Source organism: Pseudomonas sp. Pseusp10, assembly GCF_059492225.1.
On sequence record NZ_CP168528.1, the window covers coordinates 5,949,226 to 5,963,950 of the forward strand.

Genomic DNA, 14,725 nt, shown 5'->3' on the forward strand with positions numbered 1-14,725 from the left:
GGGGACGAGCGATTTTCGCACAATTGAGCATCCAGCCAATGGCCGTGATATGCAACGTGAAAAATACTTAACCCAATACCCCCAACTCCTTGGCCCGCGCCACGGCCTGCGTGCGTCGCTCGACCCCGAGCTTGCTGTTGATGTGGCTGGCGTGGGTCTTCACCGTGTGCAATGAGATAAACAGCCGATCGCTGATTTCCTGGTTCGAACAACCCTGGGCGATCAATCGCAGGACCGCCATTTCCCGCGTGCTGAGCTGCTCCGCTGCCGCGCAGGACTCCAGCCCGGGACGGCCAGCCAATGCCGGCAGTTTTTCACTGAGGCTCAGGGAAACCGGGGTTGACGGGCAGAGTTGAAGTTGCCCACGCAGCCAGTCCGGGTGCTCGGCCAGCAAGCACTCGAAGGGTTGCAGCACTCCTCCGCCAGCGGCGTCCAACGCTTGAGCCAGTGCCTTGCGTGCTTCCGGTTCCCGCCCACAGCCCAGCAATAACGCCACTTTCTGGGTCAGCGCCATAGCACTGAGCATCTGTCGACCGCTTTGCTGGCCATGTTCAAGCAGCGCATTCAAACGTCCTTCGGCCAGCATCGGTTGACCCTGGATGACTTCCAGCAAGGCTTGTTGCAATTCGATGTGCAGCGGCAGTTGCGGGTGGAATTCCGGTGGTGCGGCCCCGTTTTCGCCGTTATAGGTCTGCCCCAGACGTGCCAGCCAGGCTTCGGCCAGATCGGTGCGCCCCTGGGCCAGCCAGAGTTCACATTTGACCAGGGTAATCATGGCCAGGTAGTAGATCGGTGGCACGTCCCAGATGTGCATCAGCCGTTCGGCTTCGGCCAGTTCGGCAAAGGCCTTGGCGAACTCGCCGCTGCTGCCTTCCAGCCTGGCAATCACGCAGTGGCCGATGAGCACGCTGATGTCACGACAGGCGCGCGCCTCGCTCAAACCGGCCTGCAATCGCACCCGAGCCGCTTGCGGCTGCATGCGCAGGGCCAGCAAAAAGCCTTCGTACAAGGTCAGCCGGGCGCGAACCGCATACAGCCGTTGCGCAGACAAGCTCTGCAGGCGCTGCAATCCCTGACGGACCTCTTCCAGCGCCCGACAGATTTCCCCGCGCGCTTGCAGAACCCGGGCGCGGTCGTAGTGCGCCAGCGCTTCGAACAACGGGTTGCCAACCCGTTGCGCCAGCTCCAGCGATTCGCGGTTGAGCCCCCGCGCCCGCCACAAATCACCGTCGGCAATGGCCAGGTTGGACAGGGTCGAGAGGCACATCAGGCGCTGGCCGTAACGCTTGGACGGAAGACTTTCCAACGCTTCGCGGCAGTACCGCAGCGTCAGTTCGCGGTTGCCACGCCCGCGGGCAATGATGCCGCTCAACGCCAGCCATTGAGCCAGCATGGACTTCTGGGCGGTGGCCGACGGCGCAGGCAGGAAGCGGCTCAAATGGCTGGCCAGTTCCTCGGCGGCATCCAGTTGGCAAGCCATCCCCAACGCCCAGCTATAGAGCACGATCAGCCGCGGCGTGCTGATCAGCAAGCTGTCAGGCAAGTCCATTTTCCAGCGCAGCAACATGCCGACGTTCTGCTCGGCCAGCAGTTGCTCTTCGGAGAGGTTCTGCACCAGGTTCGCCGCGACGTCCAGGTGACCGGCGCGCAAGGCCTGCTCCACGGCCTCATCGAGCAGTCCCTGGGCATTGAACCAGCGGCAGGCACGCAGGTGCAGGCTGGCGGCCGGCACCATCGACTGGGTAGTCGGCCGCGTGCGCAACAGATCGGAAAACAGGTGGTGGTAACGATACCAATGGCCATGCTCGTCCAGCGGCACCAGGAAAACCTGGTGAGCCAACAGGAAGCGCAGGATCTCCCCGCTGTCATGGGCGTCGCGAACGGCATCGCACAGTTCGCTGCAAAAACGTTCCTGGGGCGCCGTGTCATAGAGGAATGACTGAACCTCGGCGGGCAGACAATCGATGACCTCTTCGAGTAGATAATCGCGGATCAGCCCTTCCCCACCGTGCAACGATTGCGGCAACGCGCCATCGGTACCCGCCTCCGAGGCGGCCAGTAGCCAGAAACGCAACCCCGCGACCCAACCTTCGCTGCGCTGGATCAGGTTTTCCAGTGCCTCACCGCGCAAGGAACTGCTGTGCCGATCGAGCAGGCTCAAGGCCTCGTCGTGGGTCAGGCGTAAATCCTGCTCATGTAACTCAAGCAGTTGCCGCGACAGCCGCAGCCGCGCCAGGTGCCAGTCGGGACGTTGGCGACTGGTGACCATCACCAGCAAGCCATCGGGAAGATGATTGAGGAAAAATTGCAGGCAACGGTCCAGCACCGGCCCCTGGGCCAGATGGTAATCATCCAGCACCAGCAGCAATGGTGACGCCGTGGACAGGTGCTCGGCCAATTCGTCGAGCAGGCCGTCCAGCCATTCTTCGAACGCGAACGGCTGATGGCGCTGGCGCATTTTCAATAGACCGAGGGATTGTCTGCCCAAGTGCGGGAAATAGTCCTGAAGGCCTTCCAGCAGGCGCTCGAGAAAACGTCCAGGGTCGCTGTCTCGCGGGCTCAACCCCAGCCAGAGACTTTGCCAGTGCGCCGGCAACCCCTGACAAAACTCCACCGCCAACGAACTCTTGCCGAACCCTGCCGGTGCGCTGACCAGCAATAACCTGCCACCGAGCCCGGCACTCAGGCGCTCGCACAAACGTGGGCGCAGCACATGGCCGTCGGGCAACGGCGGGCGGAAGAAGCGCCCGTCGAGTGTCGCGACAGCAACGTTTGCAGAACCTGGGGGTGTAGACAAATCAGTCATAGCCGGCTCTTGTTTGAATTGCGGGTGGCGGCGTTGCAGATGTCCGCAGACTAGCCGTAAACGGATAGGGAATGAAGGTAATTGCTACAAATGGCTACAAAAAGTCTACAAGCAAAAAAAAACGCCCCGAACCAGTCGGAGCGTTTTCAGAGGGTGCGGCCTCTATTCAGTTCACGTCAGCGAACACCATCCTGACGCAAGGCTGCCGGGGTGAAGTCGCTGGTGGTGGCAGTGAAGCCGAAGTCATAGGCCGACTTCTCTTCGTTCTTCATGCCCAACGCCAGGTAACGACCCGATTGCAGGTCATACAGGGCTTCGAGGGCATACCACGGCACTTGCTTGTCGTAGTAGTTCTCGGCATGCGCCTCGGCGACGCGCCACAGTTGACCGCGACCGTCGTAGTGATCGATCACCGCAGCTTGCCAGGTGTCTTCGTCAATGTAGAAGTCACGCTTGGCGTAGATGTGACGCTGACCTTCCTTCAGGGTTGCAACCACATGCCACACACGACGCAACTCGTAACGAGCCAGGTCCTGGTTGATGTGACCGGCCTTGATGATGTCGGCGTACTTGAGCTTCGGATCGTCGAGCTTGTAGGCATCGGAGGCGATGTACATCTCTTTCTTGCCTTCGAGCTTCCAGTCGTAACGATCCGGTGCACCGTTGTACATGTCCAGGTTGTCGGAAGTACGCAGGCCGTCGGCGGCAGTACCCGGGCCGTCATAGGACACTTGCGGTGCACGGCGCACACGACGCTGACCGGCGTTGTAAACCCACGCCGAGCGCGGTTCCTTGACCTGGTCGAGGGTTTCGTGAACCAGCAGTACACCACCGGCCAGACGTGCCGGCGCGGTCACTTTCTGCTTGAAGTAGAAAAGGATGTTGCCCGGATTTTTCGAGTCGTAATCCTTCATTTTATCGCGGAACACGAACTGGTCCTCGAAGTACACCAGGCTGAACGAACCGTTCGGCTGTGGTGTGGCCTGGGTCACCAGACGGGTCACGCTGCCCCCGCGATAGCGGGTGATGTGGTTCCAGATAACTTCCACGCCGCTTTTTGGAATCGGGAACGGCACGGCCGTTTCGAAGTTCTCCAGACCGTTGCCGCCGGACACCAGGTTGGTGTTGGTGGCGTTGCGCTTGATGGCGGCGAACACGTCATCCGGTACGGTGGCACCGCGGTGGGACGGGTACACCGGCATCTTGAAGGTTTCCGGGTAGCGCTTGAACATCGCGTACTGGCCCGGGGCAAGCTTGTCCTTGTACTGGTCGACGTTCTGCGCCGTGATGGTGAACAGCGGCTTCTCGCTGGCGTACGGATCGGACAGGAAGCCTTTGCTGTCGACCGAACCGGCGTTTTTCGGCATCGGTTTCCAAGCCGGAATCGAACCGTCGGCGTTACCCGCCATTTCGGCGCCCATCGGGGTCAGGCTCTTGCCCAGCTTGTCGGCCTCGGCTTGGGGAACCGCCGCGATGACGCTGGTCGCCAGCAGCGAAAGGCCCAGAACACCGGCGTGGAACAGACTCTTTGTTATTTTCATATGTGCGTTCGTCCAGAAAATGCAGTGCTTAGAAGTTCACGCCGACGCTGAGCGCAACGAAGTCGCGATCATCCACGGTGGTGTACTTGCCGTCGAAGAAGTTGGTGTAAGCCAGGCTCGCGGTGTAGGTGTTCTGGTACTCGGCGTCGACACCCAGGCTCACCGCCTTGCGGCCCTCCTCGAAGTTGCCGCCAGGGCCAGGGGAATAACCGCTCACGTCATGGGACCAGGCAACGTTCGGCTTGAGGTTCACACCGGCAAACACGTCGTTGTATTCCCAGATGGCGCGACCGCGGTAGCCCCACGAGGTCGGGGTGGTGAAGCCTTCGTTGGTGCAGTTGCGACTGCGGTTGTTGGTCGGAGTACCCGGACCGGCACCGTTGATGGTGCTGGTGTTGAGCGCCACACAGGTATCAAGCGCGCCAGAGGCTGGCAACTCACCCGGGCCGTAGACCGGATCGCGGCCATAACGAACGTCGGAAGTGCTTTCCAGGCCGCCAACGTGGGTCACGCCCACTTCACCCACCAGGGTCAGACGGCTGGCGCCCATGACCTGGTCGAAGAAGTGCGTCAGGGTGGTCTGGAACTGGGTGATTTCCTTGCGACGATAACCGTGCAGGTCCTGACCCGGCACACCGGTCAGCAACGATGCATTGGTCAATGGGTTATTCGGGTTGTTATTGCCCAAAGGACGCACACCAGCGAACAGGATGTCGGTGGAGTTGAGCTGCACCGGAGCGTTCGGACGGTAGCTGATCTCACCGCTCCACGCCGTACCGGTAGGCAGGGTGGTGGAGAAACTCAAGCCATACAGGCGAATGTCCTCGGGGTATTCGATGAAGTATTGCGAATTACCTGCCACCAGCAGTGGCCCGAGTGCCGCGAACGGGCCGGGCAGTGCTCTGGCCGTGTTGTAGACCGACTGCGGCGCACCGGTGGCGCTGAAGATCGGTGCACGGCTGTGGTAGTTCATGAAGTAGGCGCCGAACTCGGTGTCCAGCGGATCGAACATGTACTTGAAGGACGCCCCCCACTGACCGCTGTCGCGGGCATCACGATCGCCGCCACGACGCACCAGAACACCTTCTTCGTTGACGTCGACGCCGTTGGCGGCCAAAGGCCCCAGGGCAATGGCCGGAATTTGCGAACGCTTGTTCAGCACGCGCAGGTTGTTGTCGCAACCGTCGGCAACGATGTCTGGCTGGGAGAAGAACGTGCCGCAGTTGTCGACGACGGTCTGGTCCCATTCAATTTGGTAGAACGCTTCGGCCGAGAGGTTTTCGGTCAGGCTCTGGGACACATAGAACATGTTGACCGGGATCAGGCCTTCCTTGATCTCGGCACCCGGACGACGGAATGCGGACACGTCGATCGGGTTGATCGAGTTGATGCCGCCACCGATGAAGGTACTTTCACCCCAGCTCACGACCTGCTTGCCCAGGCGCACGGAACCTGGCTGATCGGCGATGGAGTAGTTGTGGTAGACGAAGGCGTCGAGGAGTTGAGTGCCAGCGGACTTGGCGCCTTCCTTGCGGCCGTCGTCACTGATGTCCTTGAACGGACGGCTTTCGTCTTTCAGTTCAAAGTCGTACCAGTATTTGCCTCGGACGAAAACACCGGTATCGCCGTATTTCAGTTCAAGGTCATGGATGCCCTTGAAGATCTTCGAGAAGGTTTCCCCGCTCTTGAAGTTCAGGTGACCGTCATCAGAGGTCTGGGACAGCCCCTTGCCACCGTTGTTGACGCCGATGAGGTTCTTGTTCGGCTGCTGAGTAGACCAACTGGCACCAATCGACAGGGATGAGTCGAACTGACCTTCGATTTCACCAACGTTGAAACTGACGCCGAATGCTGGCCCGGCGAGCGTAGAGGCAAGACTGACAGCCAGGGGCAGTTTCGCCCGGCGCCAGAACTGGTTTACTGATGTCATCGACGCTACTCCATGTGCATTTTATTTTTATGGCATGAGCACTTCTAAAAACGTTGTGGATAACCGGGAGCCATGGCATCCCAAAGTCAATCCAAAGTTGCATCGCCCCGGTTCGTGCGGTTGCCCCGTTCTTAAAAATCCTTGAGCGGACTATAGCCAGCAGGTAGTTTTGCTTGATCCCTCTAAAGTGTGATTTGCAGCTGCCAGCCACTCTGGAACAGTCCTTTCGCCAGTCCAACGCCTGTCGGCACGGCAAGAATGGCTGAAAATTTCGATTTGACAAGCCAAGCGCTTGCTTGGTGGGGCTGGCGTGCCCTTTCGGGCACGCCGAGAGGCGCTTAAAGCGTCGAGAGGAAGGTGCTGTTGGTGGCTTGCCATTCGCTGATGTCGACACGAATGCGCTTCTTGTCGAGTTTGCCAACACTGGTCTTGGGAATTTCAGTAACAAGGGCGATCTGGCTCGGAATCGCCCACTTGCTCAAGTGTCCCAGCTCCACAAACGGCTTGAGGTGCTCCTTGAGTTCCCGCGCCCCGATCGCATGTCCCTCACGGAGCACCAACAGGGCAAACGGCCGTTCGCCCCACTGCGGATCGGGGATCCCCACCACTGCTACTTCGCGTACCGCCACATGACGGCTGATCAGGTCTTCCAGGTCCAGGGAGGAGATCCACTCGCCACCGGTCTTGATCACGTCCTTGATCCGGTCACGAATGTCGATCACCCCCATGCTGTCCAGGGTCGCCACGTCACCGGTGTGCAGCCAGCCTCCGGTCCAGAGTTCGGCGCCCTTCTGCGGCTCGTTGAAATACCCCTCGGTCAGCCATGGTGCGCGTAACACCAGTTCGCCCTGGGTCTCGCCGTCGGCAGGCAGGAAGTTGCCCTCGGTGTCGACGATCGCCGCCTCCACCAGCGGCCCCGGCACGCCGGCCTTGATCCGGTAGGTGGTGCGTTCGTCTTCGGTACCGGCCATCAATTCGTCGTTGAGGTGCGCGCACGACACCAGCGGCCCGGTTTCCGACATGCCGTACGCCGCGGTCAACTGAATGCCTTTGGCCTTGGCCGCCTCGTACAGCGTGCGGTTCAGAGCACTGCCGCCGATAACGATTTTCCAGCCGCCGAAGTCAACGTTCTGCGCGGCCTTGGCATTGAGGACCATCTGCAAAATGGTCGGTACGCAATGGGAGAACGTGACCTTCTCCTTGCGCCACAACTCCACCAGGTATTCCGGGTCATAGCGGCCGGGATACACCTGCTTGAGCCCGAGCATGGTCGCCACATACGGCAAGCCCCAGGCGTGCACGTGGAACATCGGGGTGATCGGCATGTACACGTCGTTGGTGCCCAGCAGGCGCACGCTATCGATTGCGCCCATGATGGTCGACACGCCCATGGTGTGCAGCACCAGTTGCCGATGGGTGAAGTACACGCCCTTTGGGTTGCCGGTGGTGCCGGTGGTATAGAACGTGGTCGCGACCGAGTTTTCGTCGAAATCCTCGAAGTCGTACTGCGGGCTCGCCGCGGCCAGCAGTTGTTCGTATTCGCCGACGAGGTTCGGCAGGTCCGCGGTTTTTTCCGGCAGGTCAGTCAGCAGCAGGGTTTTCTCGACCGTGGTCAGTTGCCCCTCGATTGCCTTGTAGAGGCCGACGAACTCGCTGTTGACCAGCACAAAGCGGTCCTCGGCGTGGTTCATGGTGTAGAGGATCTGTTCCGGCGACAGCCGCACGTTGATGGTGTGGATCACCGCGCCGATCATCGGAATGGCGAACATGCATTCCAGGTAACGATGGCTGTCCCAGTCCATCACACCCACGGCATCCCCGGGCTTGACCCCGGCCGCTATCAGCACATTGGCCAGGCGGGCCACCCGTTCGATCAGGGTCGGGTAGCTATAGCGCAACTTGTCGCGGTAGATGATCTCGCGGGTTTTCTCATAACGGGCACCGGACATCAGCAGCCGTTTGATCAACAGCGGGTACTGGTAAGCGCCTTCGGCCGGGGGGATAACGCGAGTCTGCAACATAATAATCCCTTTAATCTGACTGCACGGTCGTGACTGAAAGTACGCACTGTAGTGCCCTTGAACGCCAGCCAAATCAGCCAAAGGAATGATTTGCAGAACCCTGCAGATACTAGCGTTACGCTATCATTCGTGAGGTTTGATCATCTGCAGGAGCAGCCGGTCGACGCTCGATTGCTCGCGATGAACCCGGGATTACCGCGGGGGGAGTCAGATATCAAGAGTTATCGTTGACGAGCATCGCGAGCAAGCTCGCTCCTACAGCAATAAGTATCTGATCAATGCATCTCGGTAAAAGCCAGCTTCACGCCAATCGCAATCAACACCGCGCCCATGGTCCGGTCGAACCAGTGCCCCATACGGGCGAAGCCAGCGCGTACGCGTTGCTGGCTGAACAACAACGCTACCAGGCAGAACCAGACCGCTGTCGCCGCCGCCAGGTAAACCCCGTAACCGGCCTGCACGGCCAGTGGCGTGTGCGGGTTGATGACCACGGTGAACAGCGAGAGGAAGAACAGCGTGGCTTTCGGGTTGAGGCCGTTTGTGACGAAACCTGAGGTGAAGGCACCACGGGCCGTGCGCTCGCCGGCTTCCTTGGGCAGATCGTCCGCCACGGGCTTGGCCGGTTGCGCACGCAGTGCCTTGTAACCGATGTACAGCAGGTAAGCGGCAGCGGCCCATTTCAAGGCATTGAACAGCACGATCGACTGGGACACGATCAGGCCGATCCCCAGCAGGGAATAGCCCACGTGCAGAAAAATCGCCGTCCCCACACCCAGCGCGGTCCAGGTGCCTGCGCGGCGACCGTGAGTAACACTCTCACGCACCACGACGGCAAAGTCCGGGCCGGGGCTGGCCACGGCCAGCAGGTGAATCAGGGCAACGGTCAAGAACTCTGTCCAGTACATGGGGGCTCCTTCAGGCCAAGCGTATCTATTTATTTCATCTGGTAGGCTCGGCAGATTACGCCTTCAGTTCAATGCACAAAAGGTACAGTTGATGACGAACACTCGCCGCGCCGTTTTCCTCGACCACCCGTCCCTGGACCTCGGCGACCTTGACCTCAACCCGCTGCGCAGTTGTTTCAGCGATTTGCAGCTGTTCGCCCAGACCTTGCCCGATCAAGTCATCGAACACCTCAAGGGCGCCACCGTTGCCATCAGTAACAAGATCCTGATCGATGCCGCCGCCATGGCTGCCAGCCCTGATCTCAAGCTGATCCTGATCACCGCCACCGGCACCAACAACGTCGACCTCACCGCCGCCCGCGCCCATGGAATTACCGTATGCAACTGCCAGGGCTACGGCACACCATCGGTGGCGCAGCACACGATCATGCTGCTGCTCAACCTGGCCACGCGCCTGGCCGATTATCAAAAAGCCGTCGGCGAAGGCCGATGGCAGCAGGCCAAACAGTTCTGTTTGCTGGATTACCCGATTGTCGAACTCGAAGGCAAAACCCTTGGCCTGCTGGGTCATGGCGAATTGGGCGGCGCGGTCGCACGGCTGGCCGAAGCCTTCGGCATGCGCGTTGTGCTGGGGCAAATTCCCGGACGCCCTGCCCGGCCGGACCGCCTGCCACTGAATGAACTGCTACCGCAAGTCGATGCCCTGACCCTGCACTGCCCGCTCAACGAACACACCCGCCACTTCATCGGTGCCCGTGAACTGGCCTCAATGAAGCCCGGCGCATTCGTGGTCAACACCGCCCGCGGCGGCCTGATCGACGAACAGGCGCTGGCCGACGCCTTGCGCAACGGGCATTTGGGCGGCGCCGCCACTGACGTGCTGAGCGTCGAACCTCCCATCAACGGCAATCCGCTGCTGGCCCAGGATATTCCGCGCCTGATCGTCACCCCGCACAACGCCTGGGGCAGCCGTGAAGCGCGCCAGCGGATCGTCGGTCAATTGACCGAAAACGCACTGGGATACTTCAGCGGTAAGGCGCTGCGAGTCGTCAGTTGATAAACTGCGGCACTTTTTTCCACGGGAGCAGTTATGGATCCGCGCAGTGAAGTACTGCTTCGTCAGGCCGAGTTATTCCAGGGTTCGGTGCTGTTGGCCGGTTTGCCCGCCGACGACTTGCTGGGCCGTCTGCCCGAAGCTCATGGCTGGTGCTGGCACGCCGGCAATCAGGCCGCGCTGGACGCCCGCTTCGCCGAGCGCAGTCATTTTGGTGTGAATGCGCCAGAGCGCGGCTTCGATACCGCCGTGGTCTTTCTGCCCAAGGCCAAGGACCTGACCGATTACATTCTCAACGCCCTCGCCTCGCGGCTGGCCGGTCGCGAGCTGTACCTGGTCGGCGAGAAAAAAAGCGGCATCGAAGGTGCCGCCAAACAACTCAACCCGTTCGGCAAGCCACGCAAACTCGACAGTGCGCGACACTGCCAGCTCTGGCTGGTCACCGTGGCCAACGCGCCTGAAGCCAGGCCGCTGGAAAGCCTGGCGCAGACCTACGAACTGCCGCTGGCCGAAGGCCCGTTGAAGGTCATCAGCCTGCCGGGGGTATTCAGCCATGGTCGCCTGGATCGCGGCAGCGCGCTGCTGCTGGAACACCTGGACAAACTGCCCAGCGGTCACTTGCTCGATTTCGGTTGCGGCGCAGGGGTCTTGGGCGCGGCAGTAAAACGTCGTTACCCGCACAATCAGGTCACGATGCTGGATGTGGATGCCTTTGCCGCTGCCAGCAGTCGCCTGACCCTGGCTGCCAATGGTCTGGAAGCCGAGGTGATTACCGGTGACGGAATCGATGCCGCCCCGATGGGTTTGAGTGCGATTCTGAGCAATCCGCCGTTCCATGTCGGCGTGCACACCGACTACTTCGCAACGGAGAACCTGCTGCGAAAAGCAGCGAAACATCTGAAAAACGGCGGCGAACTTCGCCTGGTAGCGAATAGCTTCCTGAAGTATCAGCCACTGATCGAAGAGCACCTTGGCGTGTGTGCGATCAAGGCCGAAGGACAGGGTTTCAGAATCTATCGGGCAAAACGCGGCTAAAACCTCTTTGAAAAAGAAGGCTTGCCGAAAGGATTTTGCCTAGGCAGAATCCGCTCCGTCCTAGGGGAGTAGTCTCCCACGAGCGCCACGCTCGTCCGGCATGCGTCAACATACTTGGTCAAAAGACCATGGCGCATGCGACCCAAGCATCCACATCAGATGGATCGCAGGGTTTGACAAGACCTATGACACGCACACCTTACCCGGGGCGGGAAGGCTGTACGTGTCATAGCCGTGTCGACCCGCCCCTTAGGAAAACCCCTGATGCTGGATTCACTACTCGTACCTACCGCAATCGTTGCCTTGGCCGAAATCGGCGACAAGACGCAACTGCTCGCGCTCATTCTCGCTGCCCGTTTCCGCAAGCCCTGGCCGATCATCGCCGGTATCGTCGCTGCGACCCTGGCCAACCACGCGGCCGCCGGTGCAGTCGGTGCCTGGGTCGGCAGTTTCTTCTCCGATACGATGCTGCACTGGATCCTCGCCGCGAGCTTCGCCGCGACCGCACTGTGGACCCTGGTGCCGGACAAGATGGATGACGACGAAGCCAGCACCGCCCGCAAGTTCGGGCCGTTCCTGACCACGCTGATCGCGTTCTTCCTGGCGGAAATCGGCGACAAGACGCAAATCGCGACCGTGATGCTGGCTGCACAATATCCGGAGTTGTGGCTGGTGATCATCGGCACCACGGCCGGCATGCTGATTGCCAACGTACCGGTAGTTCTGGCCGGTAACTTTGCCGCAGACAAATTGCCATTGACCCTGATCCGTCGACTGGCGGCGTCGGCGTTCTTCATCCTGGCGATTGTGGCGGTGTATAAGGCGATGCAGAGCAGTGGGTGGGTTTGACGGTTTAGGTCGATAGACCGCGTTATCGTTCATCGCGAGCAAGCTCGCCCCCACATTGGTTTTGTGCTCGACGCCGAACCCTGTGGGAGCGAGCTTGCCCGCGATGGCAGTAGCGGCCTCACCGCATGGAAGTCAGGACTTCCTGGCCTGCTCGTACAAAGGCATGACCTTCGGAATCGCCGCCTGCAGCGCCGCAATACGACTCGACGATGCCGGGTGAGTGCTCATGAACTCCGGTGGCGCACCTTCCGAGACCTTGCTCATCTTGTTCCACAGGGTGATTGCGGCATTCGGGTTGTAGCCAGCACGGGCCGCCAGCTCCAGGCCGATCAGGTCCGCTTCGTTTTCATTGGCGCGACTGTTGGGCAAGGTCATGCCGTAGTTGGCCACGGTATCGGCCAGGGCCATGGTGTCCTGCCCCAATCCCAACAAGGCACCGGCGCCCTGCTTGGCCATTTCGATGCCGTAAGCCTTGGACATCGCTTCACGACCGTGCTCGCGCAGCGCGTGGGCGATTTCATGGCCCATGATCGCGGCGATTTCATCGTCGGTCAGTTTCAGGGTGTCGATCAGCCCGGTGTAAAAGATGATCTTGCCGCCTGGGCCGCAGTTGGCGTTGAGTTCATCACTCTTGATCAGGTTGACTTCCCACTTCCACTGAGCCGCGTCCGGACGAAACGTCGGCGCCTGGGCAATCAGCCGGTCGGCAATCACCTGAACCCGCCGGGCTTCATTGCTGGTCTTGTCCAGCACACCTTTGCTGGAGGCTTCGCCCACTGTCTTCTGATAGGACTGGGCGTACATCTGGTCGACCTCTTGCGAGGACAACATGCTGAACATGTACTGCTTGCGCTCAACGCCTACAGCGCCACCACTGGTGGTGTTGACCGACTGACAACCGGTGAGCAGCAGCGCTGCGCTCAGTGAACTGACAACCAAAATCTTGTTCATCAAAAAAACCCCTGAAAACATGCCGCGTATCCTAGGCGTGGAAATGTATCGGCGCCAGATACAACAAACGTAAGACGCACAATTCGGACAAAGCTCTCATCGATGCAGGAAAAAATTCACAATTCGCGACGAGCCGCAGTCCATCACGCCGCACATTGATTCATTTGCGACATCCGGCACGCAAAAACAATCATTTCAGCGACCCGAGCTCATGCCTGCCCGACACCCTGCCGATACACCTGGGCAGTCGTCCTTTTGCGTGCGGAGCCACCATGAAATTCAAGTCGATCCAGTTTTCCGTGGCGGCCCTCGCCGGCGCCATCGTCCTCAGTGTCGTGGCAGCGCTGGTGGTGTACGCGCTGTTTTCCGGCGCCCGGACGCAAGACATGGTCCAGGAACGGACCCAGGCGCAGTTCGAACAAGTCATCGAACAACGCCTGACGTCCCTGGCGCAAACCCAGGTCAGCCAGATCCAGCGTGAACTCGAAGCACCGCTGCTGATAGCCGGCGCACTGGTGCGGGTCAACGCCCTGATCGGCACACCGAGTACCGGTGGCCAGCCTGCGCTGAGCCTCAGCCGCGAGCAATTGATCGGCCTGATCAAGGAAAACGTGGTCAAGAACCCGAAAATTCTCGGCACCTACATCGGTTGGGAAAAAAACGCACTGGATCACAACGATGCGGCCTACGTCGGCACCCAGGTGGTCGGCATCGACGCCAGCAACGGGCGTTTCCTGCCCTGGTGGTTCCGCAACGAAGACGGCAGTCTCGGCCTGGATAAACTGGTGGACGTCGACGACCAGAAAGTCCTGTCCACCGGCGTGCGCGCCAGCGAGTACTACCTGTGCTCGAAAGAAACCAAAAAATCCTGTGTGATCGATCCGGCGCCCTATAAGGTCGGCGACAAAATCGTCATGCTCGCCTCCTTTATTGAACCGATCATGCTCAATGGCACCTTCCAGGGCATCGTCGGCGCCGACCTGTCGGTCAACTTCATTCAGGAAATGCTCCTGGGCGCCAACCAGAAGCTCTACGGTGGCGCAGGTGAAATGGCCCTGATCGGTGGCAATGGCCGGATCGTCGCCTATACCAAGGACCCGAGCAAATTCGGCGAGAAGGTCAGCGACATCCTCGACAGCAAGCAGATTGCCAACATGGCCAACCTCAAGCGCGGCGAAGTCACCTACACCGTCGACAAGGCCCAGGGCCGGATCGAGTTGTACCTGCCTTTCGGCATCGGCCAGACCGACGCCCGCTGGACCCTGATGCTGCAATTGCCGCTGAATGCGGTCATGGCCGACCTGCAAAAACTTCAGGCCGACCTGAACGCACAGCGAAAATCCGACACCTTCGGCATGGCGATGGTCGGCCTGGTGATTGCCGGTATCGGTTTGCTGGTGATCTGGCTGGTGGGCCACGGTATCGCCCGTCCGCTCAAGCAGATGGTGGCCATGCTCGACGATATCGCCCAGGGCGAAGGTGACCTGACCCGGCGCCTGACCAGCGACCGTGCCGATGAACTGGGTTCGATCGCCAAAGGCTTCAACACCTTCCTGGCCAAGTTGCAGGCGATGATCACCCAGGTGGTGACATCGGTGCAGAGCGTCAGCGATTCGTCGGAACACACCGCCGA

At 60.3% G+C, this 14,725-nt stretch carries 9 protein-coding genes, 1 pseudogene and 1 riboswitch; of the genes and pseudogenes, 4 read left to right on the top strand and 6 right to left on the bottom strand.

Annotation, left to right across the window (positions count from 1 at the left end):
- Window positions 1–67: 67 nt before the first annotated feature.
- The 5 genes from ACEN8Z_RS26995 to ACEN8Z_RS27015 all read right to left on the bottom strand — a co-directional run bounded on the left by ACEN8Z_RS26995 (window position 68) and on the right by ACEN8Z_RS27015 (window position 9,203).
- Window positions 68–2,806 carry a winged helix-turn-helix domain-containing protein gene (locus ACEN8Z_RS26995; protein ID WP_495596219.1) on the bottom strand — a complete coding sequence of 913 codons (2,739 nt, stop codon included), beginning with the start codon at window positions 2,804–2,806 and terminating at the stop codon, window positions 68–70.
- Between the two features lie 176 nt (window positions 2,807–2,982).
- Window positions 2,983–4,347 carry a DUF1329 domain-containing protein gene (locus tag ACEN8Z_RS27000; RefSeq protein ID WP_495596220.1) on the bottom strand — a complete coding sequence of 455 codons (1,365 nt, stop codon included), beginning with the start codon at window positions 4,345–4,347 and terminating at the stop codon, window positions 2,983–2,985.
- 28 nt (window positions 4,348–4,375) lie between these two features.
- Window positions 4,376–6,277: a DUF1302 domain-containing protein gene (locus tag ACEN8Z_RS27005; RefSeq protein WP_495596221.1), complete on the bottom strand. Its 1,902-nt coding sequence runs from the start codon at window positions 6,275–6,277 to the stop codon at window positions 4,376–4,378.
- Window positions 6,278–6,615: 338 nt separating this feature from the next.
- On the bottom strand, window positions 6,616–8,298 hold the full coding sequence (locus tag ACEN8Z_RS27010; protein ID WP_495596222.1) for a fatty acid--CoA ligase: 1,683 nt from the start codon (window positions 8,296–8,298) through the stop codon (window positions 6,616–6,618).
- A gap of 275 nt (window positions 8,299–8,573) precedes the next feature.
- Window positions 8,574–9,203 (bottom strand): LysE family translocator, encoded by a 630-nt coding sequence (locus tag ACEN8Z_RS27015; RefSeq protein ID WP_495596223.1) that lies wholly within the window; start codon window positions 9,201–9,203, stop codon window positions 8,574–8,576.
- A gap of 91 nt (window positions 9,204–9,294) precedes the next feature.
- On the opposite strand from ACEN8Z_RS27015, the gene ACEN8Z_RS27020 reads away from it, so the two are divergent.
- The 3 genes from ACEN8Z_RS27020 to ACEN8Z_RS27030 all read left to right on the top strand — a co-directional run bounded on the left by ACEN8Z_RS27020 (window position 9,295) and on the right by ACEN8Z_RS27030 (window position 12,141).
- Window positions 9,295–10,260, top strand: a complete 966-nt coding sequence (locus ACEN8Z_RS27020) for a 2-hydroxyacid dehydrogenase (protein WP_495596224.1) — start codon at window positions 9,295–9,297, stop codon at window positions 10,258–10,260.
- A 33-nt stretch (window positions 10,261–10,293) separates the two neighbouring features.
- Complete coding sequence (locus ACEN8Z_RS27025) at window positions 10,294–11,292, top strand: methyltransferase (protein WP_495596225.1); 999 nt, start codon at window positions 10,294–10,296, stop codon at window positions 11,290–11,292.
- Window positions 11,293–11,342: 50 nt separating this feature from the next.
- Window positions 11,343–11,467, top strand: a riboswitch (yybP-ykoY riboswitch).
- A gap of 89 nt (window positions 11,468–11,556) precedes the next feature.
- Window positions 11,557–12,141, top strand: coding sequence for a TMEM165/GDT1 family protein (locus ACEN8Z_RS27030; protein WP_007972537.1), 585 nt, complete (start codon window positions 11,557–11,559; stop codon window positions 12,139–12,141).
- A gap of 132 nt (window positions 12,142–12,273) precedes the next feature.
- On the opposite strand, the gene ACEN8Z_RS27035 is transcribed toward ACEN8Z_RS27030, so the two are convergent.
- Window positions 12,274–13,092 (bottom strand): M48 family metallopeptidase, encoded by an 819-nt coding sequence (locus ACEN8Z_RS27035; protein ID WP_495596226.1) that lies wholly within the window; start codon window positions 13,090–13,092, stop codon window positions 12,274–12,276.
- Window positions 13,093–14,453: 1,361 nt separating this feature from the next.
- On the opposite strand from ACEN8Z_RS27035, the pseudogene ACEN8Z_RS27040 reads away from it, so the two are divergent.
- Window positions 14,454–14,651 (top strand): annotated as a pseudogene (locus tag ACEN8Z_RS27040) (HAMP domain-containing protein); the annotation flags it as partial.
- Window positions 14,652–14,725: the final 74 nt, after the last annotated feature.